Origin of the sequence: Enterovibrio norvegicus (assembly GCF_002876705.1) — a bacterium.
In the GTDB taxonomy this organism is placed as follows: domain Bacteria; phylum Pseudomonadota; class Gammaproteobacteria; order Enterobacterales; family Vibrionaceae; genus Enterovibrio; species Enterovibrio norvegicus_B.
Genome location: NZ_MDAG01000025.1, coordinates 1 through 26,607 on the forward strand (window position 1 = coordinate 1; position 26,607 = coordinate 26,607).

Below are 26,607 nucleotides of genomic sequence, written 5' to 3' on the forward strand. Positions count from 1 at the left end.
TGTTTATCACCGTGTGGAGCGGTAGTTCAGTTGGTTAGAATACCGGCCTGTCACGCCGGGGGTCGCGGGTTCGAGTCCCGTCCGCTCCGCCATTTATTAAGAAGCCTCGCTAGCAATAGCGGGGCTTTTTATCGTTTGTAGGTTTTAAAACTAAACAATCTCTCCCTCCTGCTGTTCCTCCTTTTGAATATGAGTTTGTTTGAAAACTCATAGTGCTAACTACTCACTTTTAAACGCCATTGTTGTGAAAGCCTAATTTATAGAACGTCATTCTTATCAATGAGAGAGTAATTCGATACCATCGATATATTATTTCAGTGGATGAAAGAGGATTGGAGAGCAATCATAATGAATGACTTATCAGCGCTAATTCAAATGACGCTTTTATGCAGTGCGATAGCCGCGGTTGTTGCAACGCCTGCGATTATTGGTTTATTTGCATTTAATAAGTATCGCAGTAGTAAAGATCTCGCTGATTAGTGAAGGATTGTTCGAAAACTGGCCACTTGGAGTGTGCTTTTGCATTCTGTCCTAGCAATTTTTTTTAGAATGGATAGAATGTTTCTCCTATAGGGGTGTAGCTCCAATTGGCAGAGCAGCGGATTCCAAATCCGCGTGTTGGGAGTTCGAATCTCTCCACCCCTGCCACATTTAAGGCTCTAGCAGAAATGCTGGAGCCTTTTTCATTTCTGTCACTTTTTCAAAGTGATGTTTGAGCTGAAACGCCAGCCGTCGAGAATTATTTTTTCATCCTAAAGATAGCTATTCCAACATAGAGCATTTATCTCCCTGCCTTAGCGCTTCGAAGGTTTAAGGCGTATCATACGGCTATTGTTTCTCATCATCACGGTCAAGAACCATGAATCAAGCTGTCCTACTCTCATTTATCGCGTTAGGCGGTGCTGTTGGTGCCTGCTCTCGATACCTTATTTCAGAACTGTGTGTCGTCTTGCTAGGACGCGGGTTTCCCTTTGGCACATTGACCGTTAATATCATTGGATCTCTTGCAATGGGGCTCCTCGTTGCTGCTCTAGAACAAGAAACCTTTGCTCCAGGGCCCTGGAAGCATCTTATTGGGTTGGGTTTCTTAGGTGCATTGACGACGTTTTCCACTTTCTCAATGGATAATGTATTGATGATTCAGCAAGGTGAATGGTTGAAGATGGGGCTGAACGTTGTACTCAATGTTGTGGTGTGTATTTTTGCTGCATGGGCGGGTTTTCAGCTTTTAATGCGCGCCTAATCACACCTTCTGCGGTTGAGAAGGTTTACCCGATTACCTATACTGCTCGATGATACTTGTCGGAGTGCCATTTGGCTGAGACTGCGAGAGCGGGATCCGTTGAACCTGATCAGGCTAATACCTGCGAAGGAAACAAGAGAAGCAAACTTACATGCCGTAGGTATATCTATTTTTTGGATAGGTGTAATTATGTGCAAACATCACTCTTGAAGCGCCTATCCGGCAAGCATTTATTCCCACATAAATTTGGAGTAATGCTATGTCGAGTCGTAAACAATCTAGAAGCGAAGCTAAAGCTTTCATCGACAACCTGTCGGTAAAACCTTTCCCCAATTCTCAAAAAGTCCATGTACAAGGCTCTCGCCCTGATATTCGCGTAGGTATGCGTGAAATTTCTCTTGCCCCAAGCCTCATAGGTGGCAGCAAAGATAATCCTCAACTTGAAGACAATGAAGCGGTTCGTGTTTATGACACGTCCGGTGTTTATACTGATCCTGATTACGATATAGATATATATTCAGGCTTGCCTAAACTCCGCGAACGTTGGATAGAAGAACGTTCTGATACTGAACTGTTAGACACCGTCTCTTCTGAATTCGCGCAGACCCGTCTTGATGATGACACTTTAGATGAGTTGCGTTTTGGTCATTTACCAACGGTTCGAAAAGCTCAAAAAGGTCGTTGTGTTACCCAACTTCACTATGCACGCCAAGGGATCATTACTCCAGAAATGGAGTACATCGCCATTCGTGAGAATATGGGAAGTCCTAAGTATTCTGATGAGCAGTTAAACCGTCAGCATCCAGGTGAAAGCTTTGGGGCTAATTTACCTAAAGAAATCACATCCGAGTTTGTGCGTAATGAAGTGGCGGAAGGACGAGCGATCATTCCATCCAATATCAACCACCCAGAATCTGAACCGATGATTATTGGTAGAAATTTTCTGGTAAAGGTTAATGCCAATATTGGTAACTCTTCCGTGAGTTCATCCATTGAAGAAGAAACCGAGAAACTGATCTGGTCGACACGTTGGGGTGGCGATACCGTCATGGATCTTTCTACGGGACGAAATATCCATGAAACGCGAGAGTGGATTTTACGAAATAGCCCGGTCCCTATTGGTACAGTACCTATGTATCAAGCACTTGAGAAAGTGAATGGTGTTGCTGAAAACCTGACTTGGGAGGTTATGCGTGACACCTTAATTGAGCAAGCCGAGCAAGGTGTCGACTACTTCACCATTCATGCTGGCGTGCTTCTTCGCTATGTGCCTATGACCGCTAAACGCGTAACGGGGATTGTGTCCCGTGGCGGCTCCATCATTGCCAAATGGTGTCTTGCTCATCACACCGAGAGTTTTCTGTATACTCACTTCCGCGAAATCTGTGAAATCTGTGCTCAATATGATGTCGCGCTGTCTCTTGGCGATGGCCTGCGCCCCGGCTCTGTGGCTGATGCGAATGATGAAGCCCAATTCTCAGAGTTACGCACCTTGGGCGAATTGACCAAAGTTGCGTGGGAATACGATGTTCAGGTCATGATAGAAGGGCCTGGACATGTGCCGATGCACATGATCAAAGAGAACATGGATGAGCAGCTTAAACACTGTCATGAAGCACCGTTCTACACGCTTGGTCCGCTAACGACGGATGTTGCACCTGGTTATGACCACATCACGTCGGGTATTGGCGCTGCAATGATTGGCTGGTTTGGCTGTGCAATGCTTTGTTATGTGACGCCTAAAGAACACCTTGGCCTTCCAAACAAAGACGACGTGAAAGTCGGTTTGATTACTTACAAACTCTGCGCACATGCTGCTGATCTTGCGAAAGGCCATCCCGGTGCACAAGTTCGTGATAACGCGTTGTCGAAAGCGCGTTTTGAATTCCGTTGGGAAGATCAATTTAACTTAGCGCTAGACCCAGAAACTGCACGTGCATACCACGACGAGACTCTGCCGCAAGAATCCGGCAAAGTGGCCCACTTTTGCTCTATGTGTGGCCCTAAATTCTGTTCAATGAAGATCAGTCAAGAAGTCCGTGAGTACGCGAAAAACCAAGAGCTTGGCGAAGCGATTGAAGTGCAAATGCTCGATGATCCACTTGAAGGCATGAAACAGAAATCGGCTGAGTTTCTTGCTAAAGGCAGCGAACTTTATCATCAAAAGGCGTAAGGAGTCGGTATGAAGGCTTCGAATGTATTCGTCAGTCAGCCTTTTGAAAAAATGGAGGAGGGCTTAGGCCCTCTTTACCCTGTGGTTGATGACATTACGCTGCTTAAGAGATTGTTGGCGCATGGCGTACGAACAGTGCAGCTTCGGGTTAAAGACCAAAACCATCCTCATCTCGAAGCAATGATAAAAGACGCGGTTGGGTACGGTGAGCTCTATAACGCACAGGTGTTCATTAATGACCACTGGGAAAAAGCCTTATCTGCCGGCGCTTACGGCATACATTTGGGACAGGATGATCTAAAAAGTGCTGATCTGAATGCCATTGCGAAAGCAGGGATTCGCTTAGGTGTGTCGACAAGAACGGCAGAGGAACTGCAATTAGCCTTATCTTTAAATCCGAGCTACTTGGCGATTGGACATATATTTCCTACCCCTACCAAGCAGATGCCAACCCCTCCTCAAGGCATTGAGCAACTAAAAACACATTTACGGACTGTGAATGGAAAAGTTCCGACCGTGGCCATTGGCGGTATCGATCTGTCTGTCGCGTCAGAGGTATGGCAATCAGGCGTTGATGCCATTGCTGTCGTTCGTGCTATCACTCAATCCGAAGATCTAGCCGCAACACTTCACTCTTTTGCATACATTCTGACAGAGGAGGCGAGAAATGAACTTTCCACCGCTCTCTGATGACGCGTTTGATCGATACAGCCGTCAAATCATGCTGGCTGATTGGGGGGAGAAATCTCAACAAAAACTCGCGGTAGCCAAGGTATTGATTGTTGGGTGTGGCGGGCTAGGGACCGTGGCGGGACTGTATCTTGCTGGAGCAGGGGTGGGGCATCTTGTATTAGCCGATGATGATGATGTCGAATCTTCAAATTTGCCTCGTCAGGTTGCTTATCGCGAAACGGATGTAGGCACCCCCAAAGCCAAAGCGCTGAGTGCCCAACTCAGCGCGTTGAATCATCGTATTCATTGTCGACCTGTTGAGCGTCGTCTCTCTGGAAAATCGCTCTCTTTGGAAGTGTCTCTTGCCGATCTGGTATTGGATTGCAGCGATAACCTGGAGACGCGGCAAGCCATCAATGAGGCGTGTGTTACCTCAAAAACACCCCTTATCTCTGGTGCAGCAATCGGTTGGAATGGCCAATTGATGGTGTTTGATTTTGCTAGCGCGAATACACCTTGCTACCACTGTTTGTTCCCCGTGCAATACGATGAAACGACACGAAATTGCCAAACTGCGGGCGTTATTGGGCCTGTTGTGGGTGTGATTGGCAATTTTCAGGCTCTTGTTGCGCTGCAGTACCTTACGCAAGAAGAAAAACCCTCAACACGTTTTTATCAACTTGATGGACACACCTTGGCATGGCGGGCGATGACGATTCCTCATGCTCCTTCTTGCCAGATCTGTCAGGTCCGAAAATTGGAGGTGCCAGATGAAAATTTGGCTTAATGAGCAAGCGTATAAAGCGGAAAGTGCGGGCAATGTTGAAGCACTTATTGTGGAGCTTTCGTTACCCATTAACGCCGTCGCGGTAGCAATTAATGGCGATATTGTCCCGCGTCACCAGTGGCAAGACACGCCATTAGAGGAAGGTCTTCAAATTGCCGTTTTTCAGGCTATTGCAGGAGGATAACCATGTTGAGAGTTGCAGATAAAGTTTTCGCTTCTCGCCTTTTTACGGGAACAGGCAAGTTTTCAAGCACCAAAGTGATGGCAGAAAGCATTGCGAAGAGTGGTTCAGAACTGGTCACTATGGCACTTAAACGTGTTGATGTTAGAAATCGAGATGATGACATTCTTGCACCTCTTTTAGCCTCTGATATCCATTTGCTACCCAACACGTCAGGCGCTAAAACGGCAAAAGAGGCAATATTCGCGGCGCGTTTGGCGCGTGAGGCATTGGGCACAAACTGGCTAAAACTGGAAATTCATCCAGACCCTAAATATTTGATGCCCGATCCAATTGAAACGCTCAAGGCTGCCGAACAGTTAGTCCAAGAGGGCTTTATTGTGTTGCCTTACTGCCATGCAGATCCGGTGCTGTGCAAGCGACTTGAAGAGGTTGGGTGTGCTGCTGTTATGCCGCTTGGTGCGCCAATTGGAAGTAATAAGGGGCTGGTTTCTAGCGACTTTCTCGACATCATTATCGATCAAGCGAAAGTGCCGGTTGTGGTGGATGCTGGGATAGGCGCACCTTCTCATGCTGCATTTGCAATGGAAAAAGGTGCGGATGCTGTGCTCGTCAATACGGCTATCGCCACCGCAGCAAACCCTGTCGCCATGGCGCATGCGTTTAAATTGGCGGTTGAAAGTGGCCGAATGGCCTATGAAGCTGGGTTGGCAGGTAAAGCACAACACGCGGTGGCGTCTAGCCCTTTAACGGCTTTCTTAGATGAGCTTGCTTGATAATAGGGAGACGACATGGGTTTTTCAGAGCAATGGGCAGATCTCGAATGGGACGACATTCGGCTGTCTATTTACAGTAAAACAGCCAACGATGTGTCGTGCGCGTTGGCGAAGCCGAAACGCGATCTTGAAGATTTCAAAGCGCTGATATCGCCGGCCGCTGAGCCTTTTCTAGAGCAAATGGCGCAACAAGCAGCCGCGGCGACACGGCGTCGTTTCGGGTATACGGTGAATTTCTACGTACCGCTTTATCTATCAAATCTATGTGCCAATGCTTGTACCTATTGTGGTTTTTCGATGGAAAACCGCATAAAACGCAAAACCTTGTCGATGAGCGAAATAGAGCGTGAATGCAATGCAATCAAAGCCATGAACTTCGACAGTATTTTGCTCGTCACAGGTGAGCATCAAACCAAGGTGGGTATGAAATATTTCAGAGATGCAGTGCCTGTGATTAAGCAGCACTTCAGCTATTTGGCGATGGAAGTTCAGCCGATGGAAGAGCAAGAGTATGCCGAGTTGCGTAGCCTTGGTTTGGATGCGGTGATGGTGTATCAAGAAACGTATAACCGCGCTACTTACGCAGAACATCACCTTCGTGGGAATAAAAGGGATTTTGCATACCGACTCGATACGCCGGATCGATTGGCGCGTGCCGGCATAGATAAAATCGGCATTGGCGCATTGATCGGGCTGGATGAATGGCGCACGGACTGCTTTTTTGTCGCTAACCATCTTGATTACTTAGAGCGCACCTATTGGCGCAGTCGTTATTCGATTTCTTTCCCCCGTTTACGTCCCTGTGAAGGCGCTGTTCAGCCTAAGTCGGTAATGACAGATCGCCAGTTGGTGCAACTCATTTGTGCCTATCGACTGTTAAATCCTGAGGTTGAGCTTTCCTTATCGACCCGAGAGTCACCGGCTTTTCGTGACAAAGTACTGCCGCTGGGTATTACGTCGATGTCTGCGGCATCGAAAACACAACCCGGTGGATATGCCGACGAAGAAGAAGAGCTAGAGCAATTTGCCGTGTCTGACGAACGCAGCGCCAGAGAAGTCGCAACGGCTGTTAAACAGGCGGGGTTTGAAGTGGTGTGGAAAGACTGGGATGCATCGTATTCAGGCTTAAATTAACTACTGTTTTTGTTTTAACTATGAGATTGCATGTAAAGAACCCTATGTTGAGAGAATTTTACAGAGTTTGTTTTTTTCTTCGTGATTAGACTGTCTTCTACTAGTTGGCCTCAAGGAAGAATATAATGATAAAGAAAGTGATTATCCCTCTGTTTTTAACAGCATCCCTTAGTGCTTGTATCTCAACCGCTGAAAATAGCCCCTATCAGCCTAGTGCTAATGTGGATGATGTTGAATCAGCAAAACAAACATTGTCAAAGTATGACTTTATTAAAGTGGAAGATGGTGGCTATATCGTAGTTAGCCATAGAGTTCAAAGTGGCTACAAATGGGATAAAATATACATGCGCCAATATGCATATGATACATCTTGTGATTGGCTTGGATGGTATGTTGAACGAGGGTTCGTTGTTAACGTGCAGGCTCAAGGGCGTGGTGGTAGCAGTGAGTTCTACAACACCGAAAGGTGTTCCGAGGGCGCACCTACCAACCTTGATATTTAAAATAAGGGCTCTTGAAGAGCCCTTTTCAATTTATTGGTTTATCGGTGCTGTGGCTTGCTTAAGCCACATTAAGTCTTCACCTTCGAGAGACGGACTCACGTCTTGCCATACTTTCTGGTGGTAATCGTTCCACCATGTGACTTCACTGTCAGTCAGCAATGAAACGTCAACGAGTCTGCGATCAATCGGTGCGCGGGTCAGTGATTCAAAACCCAGCACCGTCATATCACCTTTCGTTGGCACTTCCACGACGATTTCCAAGTTCTCAATGCGGATACCGAATGCGTCTGCGCGGTAGTAACCAGGCTCATTCGAAAGCACCATACCCGGAAGCAATGCGACGGTGTTTGGCGCTTTTGAGATACGTTGAGGGCCTTCATGCACGCTAAGGAAGTGACCGACGCCATGGCCTGTGCCGTGGTCGTAATCAAAACCGTGCGCCCATAGGTGTTGACGGGCAAGTGCATCTAATTGGCTGCCACTGGTGCCTTTCGGGAAGCGTGCTGTACCCAATGCGATATGGCCTTTCAATACCAAGGTGAACGCGGTTTTCACTTCTTCTGAGCATTCACCAATGGAAATGGTGCGCGTGATGTCGGTGGTGCCATCTGGGTACTGACCACCTGAATCCACCAAATACACGTTGTTAAGCTCAAGCTCACCCGGCTTTGGTTGGTTTAGGTGATTGTAATGACACATTGCTGCGTTTCCGCCTGCGGCAGATATAGTGTCAAAGCTCAAATCGGCAAGGGTGTCATCTTTTTCACGGAAGCTGAGAAGCGTGTCAGAAAGCTCGGCCTCATTAGGAAGGCTTCCCGCTGCAACTTGTGCATCGACCCATGCGAGGAAGCGGCTCACTGCAACACCGTCGCGAATGTGGCAGGCTTTGATACCTGCGATTTCAGTGCTGTTTTTAGCGGCTTTTGGCAGCATGCAGGGATCGGCGGCATGCACGATGTTCGCGCCATGTTGGGTAAGTACTTGGCTTGCCCATGCATTGCTTGTTTGTGGATCAACCAAGACTGTCTTTCCGCTCAAAGAGGCTAAAGAAGCTTCGAGAGCGTCAGGTGCTTGAACGGAAACACCCTTTCCAACATGTGCAGCGAAAGCGTTTGGCAGGCGAGCAGGGTCGATGAAAAAGGTCACGTTACCGTTGGCTTTGATTAAAGCGCTTGAAAGTAACACGGGCAGGCGCGATACATCGCCGCCGCGGATATTAAGCAGCCAACAAATGCTATCAAGCTGACTTAACAGTGCTGCGTCTGCGCCTGATGTTGCAAGGGCTTGACCGATGACGTGACGTTTGTCTTCACAGCTCTGACCCACAAAATTATTGCCCATCAATCGTGCGTCGGTAAGCAAAGGGGCTGGACGATCATGCCACAAGGTATCTATAGGGTTGCTTTCGATGGGAATGAGTTCGAGGGCACCGTCTACCACGGATTCCGCTTGTGCGAGCCAATTTGCGCTGTGAAGGCGCGGGTCAACGGCCACTTTGCTGCCAAGTGGCAATGTATTAAGTAGCCACTGCAGTGCCGGCTCTTCAATCAGATGGCGGTATTCAAAGGTATCCGCAGGGACTTGCTTACGCACTTGCACCGTGTAGCGACCATCGACAAACATCGCCGCGTTTTCGCGAGTGATCACCGCTGCGCCTGCCGAGCCTGTAAATCCTGTTACCCAGAGGAGGCGTTCGTTGTGTTCAGGAATGTATTCGCCAAGAAATTCGTCTTCATGTGGGATGATCAGCGCGTCCAGAGACTGGTCATCTAGCCAACGTCGTAAAGCCTCGACGCGTTCAGCAGTCGTAGTGTGCATGTATCGTCCTATTATTATCTGTTTGAATGATCGTAACGTTCTAAATGGGTTGAAACCCTGTGGTTTCTTAACCTCTACGCTATCTGTTTTCCTCTGCCGCTGCAATTTCTGTCATATGTCTGCAACGTGAAATAATTAACTCCCTTAACCAATGGTGCCCAGGATCGCTTTGTCGGCTTTGATGCCAAAACAAGGTGTATGCCATGGGAGGGAGAGGTTCTGGAAGCGTCAGCACCATCATGTCGAGTTGTTTGGCGACCGAATACGCAAAATGCGAGGGGGCAGTAAACACGAGATCGGTGTGCGTACAAAGGCTTGCCGCACTATTAAAGTCTGGCACATACATAGCGATATCCCGCTCAAGGCCTCGCTCAGCCAGTTTATAGTCTAGTAACCAACGATCACTGCCATCACACCGAACTTGCACATGCCGCTGTTTCAAGTAGGTGTCCATGTTCCAGTCAGCACTAAGAATCGGGTGGTCTTTCCTTACGATGACACGTTGCTGATCTTGATAGAGTTCTTCATAGATAATGCCCTTTGGTGGCATCAGCGTCAGCATGGCATCCGCAGGGTTTAGGTCTTTCCCTGTGATGCCAAAGTCGACTTCTCCTCTCGCCATGGCATCAAAGGTATGCGGTCCCCATGCTTCTGTGTCTAACGTGATGGATGGCGCGGCATCAAGAATTTCACTGAGAAAGCGAGGAAGCAACAACGGATACGCGCTTTCAACCAAGGCAAAATGAAAGCGACGGTCGCTGGTTGCTGGACTGAATTCGTCGGTCACTGTTAACCCTTCGATATGGCCAAGTAAATTCTTCAGTCCTGCCTTTAAAGAAATGGCCTTCGGGGTGGGGTGAAGCCCTCGCGAAGTGCGGTTAAACAGTGGGTCATCAAACTGCGTACGTAATTTTGCGAGGTTCTTACTTACCGCGGATTGGCTAAGGTTCAACCTTTGTGCTGCGCGCGTGACGTTGCATTCTTCGATCAATACATGGAGGCAAATCAGGAGGCTGAGATCGTAACGAAGCAACTGGTTGAGGTTCATTAAGTGATATTCCAAATGGTCATGTCTAACCTGAATATAAACCATTTTTGTTCATATCTGAATGCGACTACACTCCGCGTTAAATAATCAGGAGTACGTTATGTCCGCCCCTTCTTCAAAACCTGATAGTCGCCTTGTTGCGTTAATGGTCTTGCTGGTGCTTTTCAGCCCACTGGCTATTGATATCTATCTACCTGCTATGCCGCTAATGGCCACTGAATTTGATGTCGCGCCAACGCGTATTCAAGACACCATTTCATGGTTCTTGGTGAGCCTCGGTGTGGGTCAACTCTTGGCAGGCCCATTGGCTGATCGCTTTGGCCGTCGTCCTGTTGCTATGGCAGGCATTGCGATTTATGCCGTTAGCTCAGGCATGGCATGGGTAGCTCAATCACTCGACGCACTCTTAATTGCCCGATTACTGCAAGGTGCGGGTGCTTGCGCAACGTCTGTGTGTGCATTTGCGGCGGTTCGAGACAGCTTTGGTGCGAAAAAAAGCGGCCAAATGATCAGCTACCTTAACGGTGCTATCTGTTTTATTCCTGCGCTTGCGCCACTTCTCGGTAGTTGGCTTACGCACATGTTCGGCTGGCGTTCAAATTTCAGTTTCATGATGGCGTATGCGGTTGTGGCATTTGTGTTGGTGATGACGCTGTTCCGTGAAACCCGACCAGCAGACACCGATACCAGTGGTCGCCTACTAAGCCCTTCACGTTATTGGCAAGTGCTTAAAGAGCCTGTGTTTGTTTACCATGCGGTACTTTGCTTGCTGGCGATGTCTGTCATTCTTGCGTATGTCACCTCGGCACCCGTGAGATTGATTTCGGAACTTGGCTTATCCATGGAAGCCTTCACCTTGTGGTTTGGTACCAATGCGGCCTTCAATATTTTCGCGTCAATGACAGCGCCAAAAGTCATCGAAAAATTTGGCAGTCGTAAAACACTGAATGCAGGCATGGTGACCTTGTTGTTTGCGGGCTGCTTGATGGCGGCATTGAGTGGCACACAACAGGCGTGGGCATTTATGTTGCCAGTGATTGTGTCTTCATTTGGTTTTGCGTGGATCTTAGGTTCAGCCGCAGGTAAAGCCCTTGAGCCATTTGGTCAGCGCGCAGGTACGGCCGCGGCATTGTTGGGTTTATTCCAAATGAGTGGCGCTGGCACCTTGGTGAGTTTGACACAACGTGCTGGTTTGAGTGAGCCGCACTTACTGGTCTTCCACATGCTGTTACTAGCACCAGGCCTATTTGTTCTTTGGTCATCAGCCGGTAAGCGCTGGCACACGGCTGAATGCTAATCCTGCTGACTAAGTGTTAAAGAATACAAAATGATAAGACGCGAAAAGCGCAGGGTCTCGACAACCCAATAACAAATCTTCGCCCGCCAATTCTTATTGTGCGGGCATTTTTTTGTTGCTTAATAAGCAAAGGGAGTATATTTAGTGTGCAACCTTTTCCTTTCCACCCCTACATACACTAATAGGCAGTCATAATTTATGTCGATGTCGACAATCGAATTAGCACGTCATCTGGAAATGCTTGAAGAATCGCCAGAGAAAATGATGTTCGGAAAACTTCTTACTGAATTAAGCGGTATGAGTGAAGAACGTGTTCAGCGTGCAGCACGCCAAGTGCCTATCAGCGGTCTACGTGAACTGGTACATCAGTTCAATAAAGTGATTCACGACCGTCGTGGTGAGCGCGTTCAAGAGCTTGCGCAAGAAATGGCTAATGATGGCATTTCAGCAGAAGAGCTGCGCCAGTATTTAGCGCAGCGTACTCGCTAATCTTAATTGTTACTCTGAACTACGTTTTACTTTTTCGCTGTTGAACCAAAAGACCTGCAACAATCATTAACAATCCGATCAGCGTTGTTGGATGGATTTGTTCGCCTATGATTGTGGTAAGCAGTAATAAAGAAATAAATGGCGAAATAAAAATGAGATTGCTGATACGTGCCGTATTTGAAGCCAATTTAATGGCATTTAACCAAAGCACGAAAGTGATCCCCATTTCGAACAAGCCAACATAGCTAACCGCTAACCAGCCTTGCCACGGAATGCCGCTCCAATCACTGGTATAAAGGCTCAGTCCAATCGAAAAGGGCAGTGACAGAAGAAAACCAAGCAGTAGACCTATAACCGGGTCAGCTTGGTTTTTTGCATTTAAAATCCAATACCCGGCCCACAGTAACGTTGATAATAGCGCTAGCCCAACGCCTAATGGGCTGTCAAAGTTCAACGCAAATACATCCCCTTTGGTCGCGATCACCACCACACCTGCATAGCCAAGTACTGCAGCAATCCAATCTTGTTTACGGATTTTTTGGCCCATAAAAATGGCCGCCATCAGTGTGAGCGTAATTGCCCAGCTGTAATTAAGGGGTTGGGCTTGAGAGGCGGGCAACAAATCGTAGGCTTTAAAAAGCACCAAGTAATAAACCAGTGGGTTAATTAAACCCAACATCAAATAATACAGTGGGCGCTTCGACAGTGTGGCTGCGAGCGTGTTCAGTGTGCCTTTCCATGCCGCAATTGCCGCAAGAGACAGGGCTGACACGACACTCGCTGCGGCAAGCATTTGGATGGGGTCCATGTAAGTGAGGGTGATCTTGAAGGCTGTTGCGACGGTTGACCACAGCAACACCGCAGCCAATCCGTAGCCGATCGCAAGGCGGTCGTTCATGACGAATCATTCCATTGAGAAAGAGAGAGCATGCAGTCTAGAGCAATCGGTGACCATTAGAAAAGCTGGACATTTATCCAGTGTCTTATTAGCCTTCAATACTGGTTATGGCGTGAAATGAAAAGGTTATCGCATGCAGATAGAAAGCCTGCTTTCGGATGGAATGATTTGGGCTGCAGCAGGCGCTGGAGTCACGGCGATTGTTGGCACAATATTTCATCGGCTCTCACAGCGAAACCTTCGCGATCTGATGATGCAGCAACAAGAAGCCGATGAGAAAATCAGCCAATCCACTATTTTACGTCTTGAAGCCGAAACGCGCACCTTGCAGGGTGAGCTCGATGGCATGGACTTAGAGCGTGACCGATTGAGCAATGAACTTCGAAACCAATATGGCAAGCTGACTGCCGCGGCGGAAAAACTGCGTCAGATGGACATTATCCGCAGTGAAAAAGACCAGCTGACTGACACCGTTGAAACCCTTCGAGACCACAAAGCCGCGTTAGAACTTTCTCTTCGAGAGCAACAAACCCGTACAGAAGAACAACTTGAAGCCGCTGATGCAAAAATTCGATTGCTTGAAGGTGCGGAAGAGCGTTTGCGTGTTCAGTTTGAAAGCTTAGCGAACAAAGTGTTTGACCATAAAACCCGCACCGTGGATGAGCAGAACCGTCAGAGTTTAGAAAGCTTACTCGGGCCACTGAAAAGCCAACTTGAAGGCTTTCATAAACAAGTCTCGGACAGTTTTGGCGAACAAGCCAAAGAGCGCCACACCCTGATCCATGAAATCAAAAGCCTGCAGAAATTGAATGAAGACATGACCCGAGAAGCGGTGAACCTCACTCAAGCATTAAAAGGCGACAATAAGCAGCAAGGAAACTGGGGCGAAGTGGTGCTTGCACGTGTGCTGGAAGAATCAGGATTACGTGAAGGGCATGAATACCAAACGCAGGTCAGCCTCGAAAATGAACAAGGCAAGCGATATCAGCCGGATGTGATAGTGCGTCTACCCCAAGGGAAAGACGTAGTTATCGACGCCAAAATGGCGCTGGTGGCTTACGAACGCTACTACCATGCGGAAACATTAGCGGACAAAGACAGTGCTCTTCGAGAGCATGTAGCGGCGATTCGCGGGCATATCCGTGGCCTTGGGCGTAAAGATTATCATCAGCTTCACGGCATTCAGAGTTTGGATTATGTGCTCATGTTTATTCCGGTTGAGCCAGCGTTCCAAATTGCCCTTGAAGCCGAGCCCTCATTGATTCGGGAAGCCCTCGATAACAATATCATGCTTGTGAGTCCGACCACTTTGCTGGTGGCACTTCGTACCATCAATAATTTATGGCGGTATGAGCACCAAAACCAAAATGCCCGTTTAATTGCGGAAAAAGCCGCCAAGCTTTACGACAAAATTCGTTTGTTTGTCGTAGACATTGAAGTGCTGGGCGGTGCGTTGGACAAAGCGACCGACAGTTACCAAGGTGCGCTCAATAAGCTTTCAACTGGGCGCGGGAACATATTGCGTCAGGCGGAAGGCTTTAAAACGCTGGGTGTGGAAGTAAAACGGGATATTAGTGTGGCGATGCTAAAAAGAGATGCGTCAGACGATGAAGACGACGCGCCAGCCTTGTCGGCATCTCGTGATTAAGCCTGACCTCTTATCCGCGGCACGAACCGCTTTTCGCCTTTGTGGGTATAAAGTACACTAAGCAGCAAAAATAACGGGCATTTTCTTAGCACGTCCGCTATTACTCAGGGGTTTACGATGACAGATACGACACAGGGCGTGACGCAAGACGCGGATCAGAATACCACTCACTTTGGCTTTCAAACGATCGCCAAAGAAGACAAAGTCAGCATGGTGGCGAATGTCTTCCATAATGTGGCGGCTAAATACGACATCATGAATGATGTTATGTCTATGGGTATTCATCGGATTTGGAAACGCTTCACCATCGATTGCAGTGGTGTGCGTCCAGGTCACCGCGTGTTGGACTTGGCTGGTGGAACCGGCGATCTGACAGCAAAATTTTCCCGCATCGTCGGTGATAAAGGTCAGGTGATTTTGGCTGATATCAACAACTCGATGCTCAATGTTGGCCGCGATAAACTGCGTGACATCGGCATTGTTGGCAACGTGAATTACGTGCAAGCCAACGCCGAAGAATTGCCATTCCCAGACGATTATTTTGACTGCATCACCATTGGTTTTGGTTTGCGTAACGTCACCGACAAAGACAAAGCATTGCGCTCTATGTATCGGGTGTTGAAACCCGGTGGCCGCTTGTTGGTGCTGGAATTCTCAAAGCCAATCGTAGAACCACTGTCGAAAGTGTACGACGCCTACTCCTTCCACCTGTTGCCGAAAATGGGCGAACTCATTGCTAACGATGCGGAAAGCTACCGCTATCTTGCAGAGTCTATTCGCATGCACCCAGATCAAGAAACCTTGAAAGGGATGATGGAAGATGCCGGTTTCGAGCAAACGAAATATTTCAACCTGACCGGTGGCATTGTTGCCTTGCACCGCGGTTACAAATTCTAAGGTGCTGCTATGCCACTCGATCCGTTAGTGACCGCCGTTGTCGAAACCAGCCTCAATACGCTGATCCGTCAAGACAGCGAGAGCCAACGCCGTTTAGCACGCCTAAAAGGTAAAGTGCTGCGCGTCAAACTGACCGACATCAACAAACAGTTGGTGTTTGTGTTTAGTCAGCAAGTTGATGTGTTGGCCGCGTTTGAAGGTGAAGCCGATTGCGACCTTGCGCTTGCGGTTTCCGTGCTGCCTCAGCTAAAAGACAAAGCCAACCTGACCCGTTTGATCAAACAAGACAAACTGCATTTAGACGGTGATATCGACATTGCTCAGCATTTTTCTAGCTTGTTGAATGGGCTAAACCCAGACATTGCAGAGTGGTTGTCTCACTATACCGGTGATGTGGTTGCACATACCGTGGTGAGAACGGCACAACAAGGCATCGCGTTTCTCAAAGATGTCGGTAAGCGCCAGCAGCGTTATGCCGCAGAATTGGTGGTTGAAGAGTGGCGTTTAGCGCCCGGCGCATTGGAAGTCGCGTATTTCGCTGACCAAGTGGATGATGTGCAAAGCCATGCCTCGCGCCTTCAAGCACGTATTGATGCGTTTGAAAAAAAGTTAAACGTAGTCGCTAAGGTGGAGAGCGCATGACACCCAGCGAAATTCGCCGTTTATACCAAATCACAAAAGTTCAGCTAAATTACGGTCTTGATGAGCTTTTACCAAAACAACCGATTACGCGTGGGCCTCACCTCATGCGAAAAATGCTGTTTTGGCTAAAAAATTGTCATGAAGACAAAGTGCTGGGCGAGCGCCTACGGTTGGCATTGCAAGAGCTCGGGCCGGTCTGGATAAAGTTCGGACAGATGATGTCAACGCGTCGAGATCTGTTTCCGCCAGCGATTGCTGACCAACTCGCCATGCTGCAAGACCAGGTTGCCCCATTTGACGGCAAGTTGGCGAAATCGCAGATGGAAGAAGCGCTGGGTGGGCCGATTGAAACCTGGTTTGATGATTTTGATGAAACGCCCTTGGCATCTGCATCTATTGCGCAGGTGCACACCGCGATATTGAAAGAAAATGGTCGCGAGGTCGTGCTCAAAGTTATTCGCCCTGACATCCTTCCTGTTATTCAAGCCGACATTAATCTGATGTACCGTATGGCGCGCATCGTCGCCCGTTTCTTGCCAGAAGCGCGGCGTTTAAAGCCGGTCGAAGTGGTGCGTGAATACGAAAAAACACTGCTTGATGAGCTCGATTTGATGCGTGAAGCGGCCAATGCCATCCAGCTTCGTCGTAACTTCGAAAATGACCATATTCTCTATGTGCCGGAAGTCTTCAGTGATTATTGCCGCACTCGATTGATGGTGTCAGAGCGCATCTATGGCATTCAAGTGTCAGACATGGAAGGCCTGAGAGAAAACGGAACCGATTTAAAACTCCTTGCTGAACGAGGCGTTCAGGTGTTTTTCACACAAGTTTTCCGTGATAGCTTCTTCCACGCTGACATGCACCCGGGCAATGTGTTCGTGTCTTACGACCACCCTGAAGACCCGCAATGGATTGGATTGGACTGTGGCATTGTTGGTACGTTAAACCGTGAAGACAAACGCTACCTTGCAGAGAATTTCTTGGCGTTTTTCAATCGAGACTACCGTAAAGTCGCCGAACTGCACGTTGATTCAGGCTGGGTACCACATGACACCAATGTGGATGAGTTTGAATTTGCGATTCGCACCGTGTGTGAACCTATTTTCGAAAAGCCGCTGTGTGAGATTTCCTTCGGCCATGTGCTGTTGAACCTGTTTAACACCGCGCGTCGCTTTAATATGGAAGTGCAGCCACAACTTGTCTTGTTGCAGAAAACCCTGTTGTATGTAGAAGGGCTAGGGCGTCAGCTTTATCCGCAGCTCGATTTGTGGGATACCGCCAAACCTTTCCTTGAAGACTGGATGTCTCGACAGCTAGGTCCAAAAGCGTTGATAAACGCAATTAAAGAAAAAGCACCATTTTGGGCTGAAAAACTGCCGGAGTTACCTGAACTTGTTTACGATAGCTTAAAGCAGGGACGTCAGGTAAACCAACGCATGGACGCTATGTACCAAGAGTTTATGCTGGCACGCCGACAGCATAACCGCGCTCGCTTCTTACTTGGGGTGGGTGCTACATTGCTCGTTACCTCTGCCATACTATATAGCAATCACGTGGATCTTCTCCCTCACGTTGCTGGTGGTACGGCATTGTTGAGTTGGTTATTCGCATGGCGAGCATTTAATAAATGATTCCATTGTCCTATCAACGTGAAGTAGATTGGGGCATATCAAATAAGTTGTAACATTGAGCGCGTAGACTCCTGTTACTTTTTTTACACCACATAACGCAGAGGTAGCACTAGCATGGGTGGTATTAGTATTTGGCAACTGCTGATTGTCGCAGTGATCGTAGTTCTTTTATTCGGAACGAAGAAATTGCGTAATATTGGCGGTGACCTCGGCTCAGCAGTGAAAGGCTTCAAAAAAGCCATGACTGACGACGAGAAAAAAGACGCTGATTTCGTCCAGGAAAAACTGGAAGAGAAAGACAGCACTGCACAGAAAAGTGAAGCGAAAGACAAAGAGCAGGCATAATCCGTGTTTGATATCGGTTTTTGGGAGCTGATCCTGATCGCGGTTGTTGGTCTGGTGGTTCTCGGCCCTGAAAGGTTACCCGTGGCTATTCGTAATGTGTCTCGCTGGATTGGTGCGGCACGAAGAATGGCAGGGTCTGTGCGCGATGAACTTGAGCAAGAGCTCAAGATTCAAGAGTTGCAAGATAACCTGAAAAAAGCCGAGCAGATGGGAATGCAAAACCTGTCACCGGATCTACAGCAGTCTGTTGATGAGCTAAAAAAAGCAGCTGAAGACGTGCAGCGACCTTATGAAAATAAGAACGCAGGTGAACCTATCGCCAACACCGATTCTGCTCCTGCTTCCAGCCCAGCCAAAGATAAAACCGAATAACGGTTTTTGGTCGGGCTCCAGTTTTTTGTCGAGAAACTATGTCATCTGTAGAAGATACCCAACCGCTCATTAGTCATCTTGTCGAACTAAGAGATCGCCTGTTACGTGCTTTGTTGGCCGTGCTGGTGGTTTTTTTAGGTCTGGTGTATTTCGCCAACGACATTTACACCTTTATTTCTGCGCCGTTGGTCGATCGCTTGCCGGAAGGCACCAGCATGATTGCAACAGATGTGGCATCGCCCTTCTTTACGCCAATCAAATTAACGCTGGTGGTATCGGTATTCGTTGCGGTTCCAATGATCTTGTATCAAGTGTGGGCGTTTGTCGCGCCAGGCTTATACAAGCATGAGAAGCGCTTGATCATGCCTTTGTTAGCGTCGAGCTCACTGCTGTTTTACTGCGGCGTGTCTTTTGCTTACTTCGTTGTGTTCCCGCTGGTGTTTGGCTTCTTTACGTCAATTGCCCCCGTGGATGTCGAAATTGCCACTGACATTGCGAGCTATCTGGATTTTATCTTGGCCCTGTTCATGGCCTTTGGTATCGCGTTTGAAATCCCTGTTGCCATCATTTTGTTGGTGTGGACAGGCGCGGTAGATCCAGATGAATTACGCACTAAGCGCCCTTACATCATTGTTGCGGCATTCGTGGTGGGCATGTTCCTCACGCCGCCAGACATCATTTCGCAAACATTATTGGCGATTCCAATGTGTTTTCTGTTTGAAGTCGGTTTGTTCTTCTCTCGCTTTTACAAGCCACGTGAAGACCTCAATGAAGAAGAAAGTGAAGGCCAGAACTAAGCGTTTTCAATCCCTAAAAGCCAGTTTTATACTGGCTTTTTCTTTATCTGTTGCCATGAAGTTTCACCACGACATTGCCGCCGACACCACGTTTGAATAAAGGACATACACAGTGATTGATATTGGAGTGAACCTCACCAGCAGCCAATTTGATGCCGATCGAGAAGAGGTTGTCCTTCGTTCTCAAGAGGCCGGTATCACAGCCATGGTGCTGACGGGGACTGATCTTGAATCTAGCCCTGCTGCTGCGAAGCTTGCGGAGCAATATCCGGGATTTGCGTATTCCACCGCTGGCGTCCATCCTCATGATGCAAAAAGCGTGGAGGACCTATCGTTACCGAGCATTCGAGAATTAGCATCCTTGCCCCATGTTGTGGCTGTCGGTGAATGTGGATTAGATTTTAATCGCGACTTTTCACCAAGACCGCAGCAAGAAGCTGTCTTTGAAGCGCACTTGGCATTGGCTGCAGAACTTAACATGCCCGTTTTTCTGCACTGTCGTGATGCTCACGCGCGTTTCATGGCCATTCTCTCGCCGTGGATAAGCAAACTGCCGGGCGCTGTTCTACATTGTTTTACGGGCTCAGAAGACGAGTTGAAAGCGTGTCTTGAGCTGGGCTTACACATTGGCATCACCGGGTGGGTGTGTGATGAACGACGCGGGCAAGCGCTACGTGAAATTGTGCCTTTGATTCCTGATGACCGCTTGATGATTGAAACCGATGCGCCGTATTTGCTGCCGCGCGATCTCTCACCAAAGCCGAAATCTCGTCGTAACGAGCCATGTTATTTGCCGCATATCGCCAACGAGATCGCGACATTGCGTCAGCAGGACACTGAGCAGTTGATCACAATAACCACACAGAACAGTCGTCGATTCTTCAGACTGTAAGCGCTATCATGCGTTCAAAGCATTTGGATTAAGGAGGATGCCATGACTGTATCCACTCAGGGCGCGTTTCCGGCCCGTCGTATGCGCCGACTGCGCAAGCATGACTTTAGCCGCCGTTTGATGGCTGAAAACCAACTTTCCGCGAGCGATCTGATTTACCCAATGTTCATTTTGATGGGAAAAAACCGTCGCGAGAGCATTGAATCCATGCCCGGCATCGAGCGTCTGTCTATCGACCTGATGCTGTATGAAGCAGAGTATTTGGCAACTTTGGGTGTGCCAGCAATTGCGCTGTTCCCCGTTGTACCAAAAGAATTTAAATCAACAGATGCTAACGAAGCACATAACCCAGAAGGTCTTGTGCAACGTGCTGTGCGTTTGCTGAAAGAGCACGTGCCACAAATGGGCGTGATCACGGATGTGGCGCTCGACCCGTACACTTTATCTGGTCAGGATGGTCTGACGGATGAAGGCGGCTACGTGTTGAATGATGAAACCGCAGAAGTACTGATTCAGCAGGCGCTGTCTCATGCTGAAGCGGGAGCTGATATTGTCGCACCGTCAGACATGATGGATGGTCGTATCGGTGCTATCCGCGAAGCGCTTGAAGAGGCGGGTTACATTCACACCCAAATCATGGCGTATTCTGCCAAGTATGCGTCTGCTTACTACGGTCCTTTCCGTGATGCCGTCGGTTCAGCGGCAAATCTGAAAGGGGGCAACAAGAAAACCTATCAGATGGATCCTGCAAACAGCGATGAAGCCATTCACGAAGTGGCCATGGACATTAACGAAGGTGCGGACATGGTCATGGTGAAACCGGGCATGCCATATCTGGATGTGGTTCGTCGCGTGAAGAGCGAGCTGAAAGTGCCGACGTTTGCTTACCAAGTGTCTGGTGAGTATGCGATGCACAAAGCCGCGGCACAAAACGGCTGGTTGAACGAGCGTGAGACCGTCATGGAATCACTCATGTGCTTCAAGCGTGCAGGCGCAGACGGCATCTTGACCTACTTTGCCAAAGACGTGGCGCGCTGGCTAGCGGAAGACCAACAAATGGACATTCCCGCCCTGCCTAATCAGGACAGTGCTGAGTAGTGCTTCTCGCCCTCCAAAGACAAAATGCCAGCTTACGCTGGCATTTTTCATTCTGGGATGCATCTTTCTCGTTTCTCGTTTCTCGTTTCTCGTTTCTCGTTTCTCGGCTTAAGGTGCCACATTCCGTTTGATGGGGTTTTGCAGCGAGATCAGCGTTTCGGTGGATTGCACTTCATCGATGGCTTGTAGCTTGTCGATCAGCACATACTGCAGTTCTTCAATGGAACGGCACATCAGTTTAACGAAGATGTTGTAGGCCCCTGTCGTGTAATAGGCTTCAACCACTTCATCCAATTGCTGCAGTTTTTCAATGGCTGAGTGGTAATCGCGAGCGGCGTAGAGGTTGATGCCAATAAAACAACATACGTCATAGCCGAGCGCCTTGGTGTTCACCAACACTTCGGTCCCCGTGATAATGCCTGCGGCTTTCATTTTTTCGACGCGAACATGCACTGTGGCAGGGCTAACGGAAAAGCGTTTACCCATCTCCGCGTAAGGGACTTTTGCATCGCTCATCAAGGTGTGAAGTATCTGACGATCTAAATCATCTAACTTAACAATTTCATTCATTGGTATCGCTAAACTCCATGTTACCCGCAGTTTTCGTGCATGAAACTTGACCACTTCATTGTCTAGCCAATACGGTGTACTGACATTTCACACAGTGATGAAATCATCCAAATCCATTTTTATGCATCAGATAATTAAGTGTTTTTTTCTACTCGTATTGATGCTGAAAAGCAGCCTTCTGTTGGCTGCTGATCAGGTCCTTGCCATACATTCTTATCACCCTGATTTTTTCTGGACGGAATCGCTCGTCAAAGGGATAGAAAAGGGGGTTGAAGGGCAGGACATTGTGGTTGAACACACGTATCTTGATACAAAACGCATTCAAACACCCGACTACCTTTCGCAACTTAAACAACTTTATCAGTCTCGCCTACAAGATCACCACTACGACGCGATATTAACCACAGATAATGTTGCGATGTGGTTAGTGGATGAACTCGGCGACACCTTAGGGGATACCCCTGTCATCTTTTCTGGCCTGAATATTGATACCGCACAATCCTTTGAAAGAATCCCACGTTTAAGCGGTGTGAAAGAACTGGTCAATGTCCCTGATAACATTGCCTTGATAAAGACCCTTCATCCCGACACGAAACGTGTTTGGGTTGCATTAGATGATGGCTATTCAAGCAATCAATATTGGAATGCCATTGAAGAACAGCTCGATGGCGTGCCAACGTTGGATGTGACAGTAAATCGTCTTCACAACATGCGATTTGATGAACTTGTGACACGGATATCGACCCTAGAAGCAGGTGATGTGGTGTTTTTTGTCTCGTATTTTAAAGATGCGAGCGGCGCGTTTATGGAGCACAAAGATTTGTTGCGCCAAATATCAGCCACCTCATTAGTACCAATCTACGGCGCGAGTAGCTTCATGCTGCCTTACGGGGTGATTGGCGGCATCATGGTGGACGGTGAGTATCATGGCGAGGTGCAGGCCTCTTTGTTAGGAGATGCACTGAATAAATACAACATGCCTACTGTTATCGACGATGCAAACCAACTGATGTTCCAATACGATACCGCTAAGCGCAATGCGATTGATATATCCCAATTTTCTGACGCTATCGTTGTTGATCGTCCTCCCTCTTTCTGGGTCTCGAACCAAGATGCGGTAATGAGCAGCTTAGCGATCATGTTCGTCTCGGGCGTGATCATCGCCATGCTGACCAAGCAGATGAATAAACAACGACAAAGCGAGCGCGCATTGGCGCAAAGCCGTGCCTTGTTTAAAGGGGTGTTTGACCAAAGCCACCAATATATCGCCATGTTGGATTATCGCGGGCGCGTCGTTTCAGCAAACAGTGCATTTCAATTCTTATTCCCTGACATGTTGTCGCGCGAAATGCTGCCGATCTGGCGTTGGTCTGATTGGCTTAGTTCAGACCGCTTAAAACTGCACATTGAGTCCTTGATTGAAGGACAAACCAGTCGCTTTGAAATCTGCATAATTTCTGAAGAGCAAAACGAAATCATTCTGGATGTTGCGCTCAAGGCGTTGCCTGATCACAGCCATGCGGATGCGCAAATTCTGTTTGAAGCCCGTGATATCAGCCAGCGCAAAAATGCCGAGCAAAAGCTGCAGCGTAGCGAAGTGGAATATCGCATGCTCTATGAGCAACAGCCCGTGATGTTGCTGACCATCGACCAACAGTCTCGCATTCAGTCCGTTAATCAGTGTGCATCTGAGTGGCTTGGCTTTTCCAAGCGTCATATGCTCGGACATAAAGTGACGGAGTTCTATGCCGATGAAAGTTTGCCGCCGCAATCTCTTGTGAGTGAAAATAATCGTGAACGCTTTGGCATTTGGCGACGCGATATTCGTTATGTCACCAGTGATGGGCAAGAGCGCTGGATACGCGAAAGTGTGCGTTCAACGCAAGTGAAATCACAGTTGCTTCTGGTGGGTGAGGACATCACCGAAAACCGCCGCATGGAATCGCAGCTTCGTTATCAAGCACAGCATGACTTCCTGACAGGGCTGCTTAACCGCACCTATTTTGAAATGCGCCTCGTGGATGCGCTGCAAGAATCGGCAGACACCGAATCGGTGCATGCCTTGTTCTACATCGACCTTGATCAGTTCCGCGTCATTAATGACACCGTGGGTCACGAAGCTGGCGATGAGGCTCTCAAACAAACGGGTCAGGTGCTTCGTAGCATCTTGCCTCATGGTGCGACGTTAGCGCGTCTTGGTGGTGATGAGTTTGCGGTAATTTGTTACCACTGCAATGAAGTAGCGGCCTTGGCGCAAGGCGAGAAAATTCTCGACTCGTTGAGTGGTATGGATTTCTACTGGGACAACACGCGCCTCGCGTTAGGGTGTTCTGTCGGGATCAGGTTGCTGGATAAAACCGCAGGTACGCCACAGCAAGTGCACGCACAGGTCGACACGGCGTGTTACGCCGCTAAGCATGATGGCCGAAGCCGAATGCACCTTTATCGCCCTGATGACCAAGAGCTTCGCCGTCATGAGCGCGAAATGGCCTTTGTAAACAAAATCTACGCAGCGCTCGCAGAAGACAGGCTTGAGGTTTATGCCCAACCGATTGTGAGCGTGAGTTCAAGGCTGAAGGAAAAAATGTATTTCGAAGTCTTGGTGCGTATGCGCGATGAAGACGGTAACCATGTGGCTCCGGGGCAATTCATTCCTGCTGCTGAGCGCTACAACATGGCGCACTTGATTGATAAGCGCGTGATTGAAAAAACCTTGGGTTGGTTTGAAGCCCATCCCGTCTTTGTTGACGAAATCGCCATGATTTCAGTGAACTTATCCGGTCGCTCTATGAGCGATCAAAGCTTTATCACCTTCCTGCTCGATGCGCTGCAAAACAGCGTCTTGCCAAGCAATCGTGTTTGTTTGGAGATTACAGAAACAGCGGCCATCGGTAATTTATCTGATGCGATAGAGTTGTTCACCAAACTCAAAGCGTTGGGATGCACCATTGCGTTGGATGATTTCGGCTCAGGGCTTTCCTCTTTCGGTTATCTCAAACGCTTACCTGTCGACATCATTAAAATTGATGGTCTGTTTGTGAAAGACATCGTGGATGATGAAACAGATTACGTCATGGTGCGGGCTATCCATCAACTTGCTAGCCAAATGGGTAAAAAGACAGTGGCGGAATTTGTCGAGAACGAAGCCATTTTGACGCGCCTCAAATCGCTCGGCGTGGATTACGCCCAGGGCTATCACTTCAGTATTCCTAAGCCGATGCAGCATTTGATTGAAGATCATGTGGGCATTCATTTGGATGTATCGACAAGCTAAGGCTATGACCTTGGGTTTGTTTCTTAAAAAGCAGCTTATGAGCTGCTTTTTTCATGGGCTTATTCACGGTGGTGTGGCGCGTTTTTGCTCTGTGTTCCTTGTATGAGCCTGATATACTCGCCGAGATTACTTTTCCGGAGAGTTCAGGTGCACATTGCTTTATCTTGCGACGCGCCAGCGCGTGCAGATACCCTGGCTGAGATTGCTCAGCGCTGGGGTCTTACCCATGATGCGGATGCCATATTCGCCCTCGTTTTAACCGAATCCCGTTTAGAGCTTCGTAAGCTTGATGAGCCTAAGTTGGGCGCGGTATACGTTGATTTGGTTGGCGGTGCGGCGGGACATCGACGCAAATTTGGTGGTGGCAAAGGGCAATCCATCGCCAAAGCGGTTGGGTTGAACAAAGGCGCGACACCGACGGTGCTTGATGCCACGGCGGGTTTGGGTCGTGATGCATTCGTATTGGCGTCGTTAGGCTGTAAGGTGCAAATGGTTGAGCGTCACCCTGTGGTGGCTGCATTGCTTGAAGATGGATTAATGCGTGCTAAAGCGGATGCGGACATCGGCGGCTGGGTCAGTGAACGTTTGTCGATGGTGCATGCTTCTAGCCATGATGCGTTAAACCAATTGGTGAGTGACGCCACGTTGACTCGCCCAGATGTTGTATACCTCGACCCTATGTATCCGCATAAAAAGAAATCGGCACTGGTGAAAAAAGAAATGCGTGTCTTTCAATCATTGGTCGGTGCTGACAACGATGCCGATGGCTTGTTTGCGCCAGCTTATGAGCTTGCGACCAAACGAGTGGTCGTGAAGCGTCCTGATTACGCGGAATTTCTTGCCGATAAAACGCCATCGACGCAGATAGAAACCAAGAAGAATCGCTTTGATGTGTATGTAAAAGCAGCAATGCGCTGATCGCGTCATCAAGAGCTGAAAACCGGAGACTGAAGCGTTGGCAAAAACACTGTGTGACTGGAAGAGCCGAGACATTGAAGGCGATTTGTCAGAACTGACAAAACTGGTCAAAAAACCAGAGTTCGTGTGCAAGAAGTGCGCACGGGTAGCGAACACCAAAAAAGTGCTGTGCAAACCCATATCACTCAAGTGATTAGGTTTAGCGAATACAATATAACGTACAAATGATAACGCCCCCGAGTCGGAGGCGTTTGAAGGGCGTGGGGTTTACTCCATGCCTTTGACCATCAGTACCGTTAGCAGACCGGTAACTACCGATACCAACAGGCCTGAGATGATCATCCAAGGTAACATATCCATGATCAGTTGAGCTCACTTTACAAATTTTAGCGTTATAGTTTTTGTTACCGTTCTATTTGATACCAGTTACCTTGCCTTAACAATACGCTGTAAATAGCAGTTAATCATTATTAACGACTTGAAACACATGGGGTTGTTAATCGG

Annotated in this window: 25 protein-coding genes, 2 tRNA genes and 1 riboswitch; of the genes, 23 read left to right on the top strand and 4 right to left on the bottom strand. The window is 48.3% G+C overall.

What is annotated here, in order from left to right:
* Nucleotides 1–15 precede the first annotated feature (15 nt).
* From BCT27_RS14230 to BCT27_RS14275, 10 genes are all read left to right on the top strand, one after another.
* A tRNA-Asp gene (locus BCT27_RS14230) sits at nucleotides 16–92 on the top strand.
* A 479-nt stretch (nucleotides 93–571) separates the two neighbouring features.
* A tRNA-Trp gene (locus tag BCT27_RS14235) sits at nucleotides 572–648 on the top strand.
* A 211-nt stretch (nucleotides 649–859) separates the two neighbouring features.
* Complete coding sequence (gene crcB / locus BCT27_RS14240) at nucleotides 860–1,243, top strand: fluoride efflux transporter CrcB (RefSeq protein ID WP_102319008.1); 384 nt, start codon at nucleotides 860–862, stop codon at nucleotides 1,241–1,243.
* A gap of 50 nt (nucleotides 1,244–1,293) precedes the next feature.
* Nucleotides 1,294–1,392, top strand: a riboswitch (TPP riboswitch).
* A 110-nt stretch (nucleotides 1,393–1,502) separates the two neighbouring features.
* Nucleotides 1,503–3,416 (top strand): phosphomethylpyrimidine synthase ThiC, encoded by a 1,914-nt coding sequence (gene thiC, locus BCT27_RS14245; protein WP_102396078.1) that lies wholly within the window; start codon nucleotides 1,503–1,505, stop codon nucleotides 3,414–3,416.
* A 9-nt stretch (nucleotides 3,417–3,425) separates the two neighbouring features.
* Complete coding sequence (gene thiE, locus BCT27_RS14250) at nucleotides 3,426–4,106, top strand: thiamine phosphate synthase (protein WP_102396079.1); 681 nt, start codon at nucleotides 3,426–3,428, stop codon at nucleotides 4,104–4,106.
* Nucleotides 4,084–4,875 (top strand): HesA/MoeB/ThiF family protein, encoded by a 792-nt coding sequence (locus tag BCT27_RS14255; RefSeq protein WP_102396080.1) that lies wholly within the window; start codon nucleotides 4,084–4,086, stop codon nucleotides 4,873–4,875. Before thiE ends, BCT27_RS14255 begins: the two co-directional genes overlap by 23 nt.
* The gene (gene thiS / locus BCT27_RS14260; RefSeq protein ID WP_102319012.1) at nucleotides 4,859–5,059 is read left to right on the top strand and encodes a sulfur carrier protein ThiS; all 201 of its coding nucleotides are present in this window, start codon (nucleotides 4,859–4,861) and stop codon (nucleotides 5,057–5,059) included. Before BCT27_RS14255 ends, thiS begins: the two co-directional genes overlap by 17 nt.
* 2 nt (nucleotides 5,060–5,061) lie before the next feature.
* Nucleotides 5,062–5,832, top strand: coding sequence for a thiazole synthase (locus BCT27_RS14265; RefSeq protein ID WP_102396081.1), 771 nt, complete (start codon nucleotides 5,062–5,064; stop codon nucleotides 5,830–5,832).
* Nucleotides 5,833–5,847: 15 nt separating this feature from the next.
* Nucleotides 5,848–6,966 (top strand): 2-iminoacetate synthase ThiH, encoded by a 1,119-nt coding sequence (gene thiH / locus BCT27_RS14270; RefSeq protein WP_102396082.1) that lies wholly within the window; start codon nucleotides 5,848–5,850, stop codon nucleotides 6,964–6,966.
* A 125-nt stretch (nucleotides 6,967–7,091) separates the two neighbouring features.
* Nucleotides 7,092–7,469 (top strand): hypothetical protein, encoded by a 378-nt coding sequence (locus BCT27_RS14275; protein WP_102319015.1) that lies wholly within the window; start codon nucleotides 7,092–7,094, stop codon nucleotides 7,467–7,469.
* A gap of 30 nt (nucleotides 7,470–7,499) precedes the next feature.
* Here BCT27_RS14275 and BCT27_RS14280 read toward each other — a convergent pair whose 3' ends face one another.
* The gene (locus BCT27_RS14280) at nucleotides 7,500–9,287 is read right to left on the bottom strand and encodes an aminopeptidase P family protein (RefSeq protein WP_102396083.1); all 1,788 of its coding nucleotides are present in this window, start codon (nucleotides 9,285–9,287) and stop codon (nucleotides 7,500–7,502) included.
* Between the two features lie 79 nt (nucleotides 9,288–9,366).
* Nucleotides 9,367–10,335: a LysR substrate-binding domain-containing protein gene (locus BCT27_RS14285; RefSeq protein ID WP_102319017.1), complete on the bottom strand. Its 969-nt coding sequence runs from the start codon at nucleotides 10,333–10,335 to the stop codon at nucleotides 9,367–9,369.
* Between the two features lie 100 nt (nucleotides 10,336–10,435).
* Between BCT27_RS14285 and BCT27_RS14290 the strand changes: the two genes are divergently transcribed.
* Together BCT27_RS14290 and tsrA are read left to right on the top strand one after the other, a co-directional pair.
* Complete coding sequence (locus tag BCT27_RS14290) at nucleotides 10,436–11,632, top strand: multidrug effflux MFS transporter (protein WP_017010912.1); 1,197 nt, start codon at nucleotides 10,436–10,438, stop codon at nucleotides 11,630–11,632.
* A 198-nt stretch (nucleotides 11,633–11,830) separates the two neighbouring features.
* Complete coding sequence (gene tsrA / locus BCT27_RS14295; protein WP_017010913.1) at nucleotides 11,831–12,121, top strand: H-NS-like global regulator TsrA; 291 nt, start codon at nucleotides 11,831–11,833, stop codon at nucleotides 12,119–12,121.
* A 19-nt stretch (nucleotides 12,122–12,140) separates the two neighbouring features.
* On the opposite strand, the gene BCT27_RS14300 is transcribed toward tsrA, so the two are convergent.
* Nucleotides 12,141–13,019, bottom strand: coding sequence for a DMT family transporter (locus BCT27_RS14300; RefSeq protein ID WP_102319018.1), 879 nt, complete (start codon nucleotides 13,017–13,019; stop codon nucleotides 12,141–12,143).
* 133 nt (nucleotides 13,020–13,152) lie between these two features.
* On the opposite strand from BCT27_RS14300, the gene rmuC reads away from it, so the two are divergent.
* The 9 genes from rmuC to hemB all read left to right on the top strand — a co-directional run bounded on the left by rmuC (nucleotide 13,153) and on the right by hemB (nucleotide 21,341).
* On the top strand, nucleotides 13,153–14,667 hold the full coding sequence (gene rmuC, locus BCT27_RS14305) for a DNA recombination protein RmuC (RefSeq protein ID WP_102319019.1): 1,515 nt from the start codon (nucleotides 13,153–13,155) through the stop codon (nucleotides 14,665–14,667).
* Nucleotides 14,668–14,784: 117 nt separating this feature from the next.
* The gene (gene ubiE / locus BCT27_RS14310; RefSeq protein WP_102319020.1) at nucleotides 14,785–15,564 is read left to right on the top strand and encodes a bifunctional demethylmenaquinone methyltransferase/2-methoxy-6-polyprenyl-1,4-benzoquinol methylase UbiE; all 780 of its coding nucleotides are present in this window, start codon (nucleotides 14,785–14,787) and stop codon (nucleotides 15,562–15,564) included.
* A gap of 9 nt (nucleotides 15,565–15,573) precedes the next feature.
* A complete protein-coding gene (locus tag BCT27_RS14315; protein ID WP_102396084.1) occupies nucleotides 15,574–16,206 on the top strand; it encodes a ubiquinone biosynthesis accessory factor UbiJ in 633 nt (210 codons plus the stop codon).
* Nucleotides 16,203–17,837 (top strand): ubiquinone biosynthesis regulatory protein kinase UbiB, encoded by a 1,635-nt coding sequence (gene ubiB, locus BCT27_RS14320; protein WP_017010918.1) that lies wholly within the window; start codon nucleotides 16,203–16,205, stop codon nucleotides 17,835–17,837. The genes BCT27_RS14315 and ubiB overlap by 4 nt, the downstream gene beginning before the upstream one ends.
* 114 nt (nucleotides 17,838–17,951) lie before the next feature.
* A complete protein-coding gene (gene tatA / locus BCT27_RS14325; RefSeq protein ID WP_017010919.1) occupies nucleotides 17,952–18,182 on the top strand; it encodes a Sec-independent protein translocase subunit TatA in 231 nt (76 codons plus the stop codon).
* A gap of 3 nt (nucleotides 18,183–18,185) precedes the next feature.
* A complete protein-coding gene (tatB, locus tag BCT27_RS14330) occupies nucleotides 18,186–18,554 on the top strand; it encodes a Sec-independent protein translocase protein TatB (RefSeq protein WP_017010921.1) in 369 nt (122 codons plus the stop codon).
* A 38-nt stretch (nucleotides 18,555–18,592) separates the two neighbouring features.
* Nucleotides 18,593–19,351: a twin-arginine translocase subunit TatC gene (gene tatC / locus BCT27_RS14335; RefSeq protein ID WP_102319022.1), complete on the top strand. Its 759-nt coding sequence runs from the start codon at nucleotides 18,593–18,595 to the stop codon at nucleotides 19,349–19,351.
* 112 nt (nucleotides 19,352–19,463) lie between these two features.
* Nucleotides 19,464–20,243, top strand: a complete 780-nt coding sequence (tatD, locus tag BCT27_RS14340) for a 3'-5' ssDNA/RNA exonuclease TatD (protein WP_102396085.1) — start codon at nucleotides 19,464–19,466, stop codon at nucleotides 20,241–20,243.
* Nucleotides 20,244–20,285: 42 nt separating this feature from the next.
* Nucleotides 20,286–21,341 (top strand): porphobilinogen synthase, encoded by a 1,056-nt coding sequence (gene hemB, locus BCT27_RS14345; RefSeq protein WP_102396086.1) that lies wholly within the window; start codon nucleotides 20,286–20,288, stop codon nucleotides 21,339–21,341.
* Between the two features lie 108 nt (nucleotides 21,342–21,449).
* Here the strand turns inward: hemB and asnC are convergent, their stop codons facing one another.
* Complete coding sequence (asnC, locus tag BCT27_RS14350) at nucleotides 21,450–21,911, bottom strand: transcriptional regulator AsnC (protein WP_017011875.1); 462 nt, start codon at nucleotides 21,909–21,911, stop codon at nucleotides 21,450–21,452.
* A gap of 160 nt (nucleotides 21,912–22,071) precedes the next feature.
* On the opposite strand from asnC, the gene BCT27_RS14355 reads away from it, so the two are divergent.
* Both BCT27_RS14355 and BCT27_RS14360 read left to right on the top strand, forming a co-directional pair.
* Nucleotides 22,072–25,185: an EAL domain-containing protein gene (locus tag BCT27_RS14355; protein ID WP_102396087.1), complete on the top strand. Its 3,114-nt coding sequence runs from the start codon at nucleotides 22,072–22,074 to the stop codon at nucleotides 25,183–25,185.
* Nucleotides 25,186–25,332: 147 nt separating this feature from the next.
* Complete coding sequence (locus tag BCT27_RS14360) at nucleotides 25,333–26,103, top strand: class I SAM-dependent methyltransferase (RefSeq protein ID WP_102391566.1); 771 nt, start codon at nucleotides 25,333–25,335, stop codon at nucleotides 26,101–26,103.
* Nucleotides 26,104–26,607 lie beyond the last annotated feature (504 nt).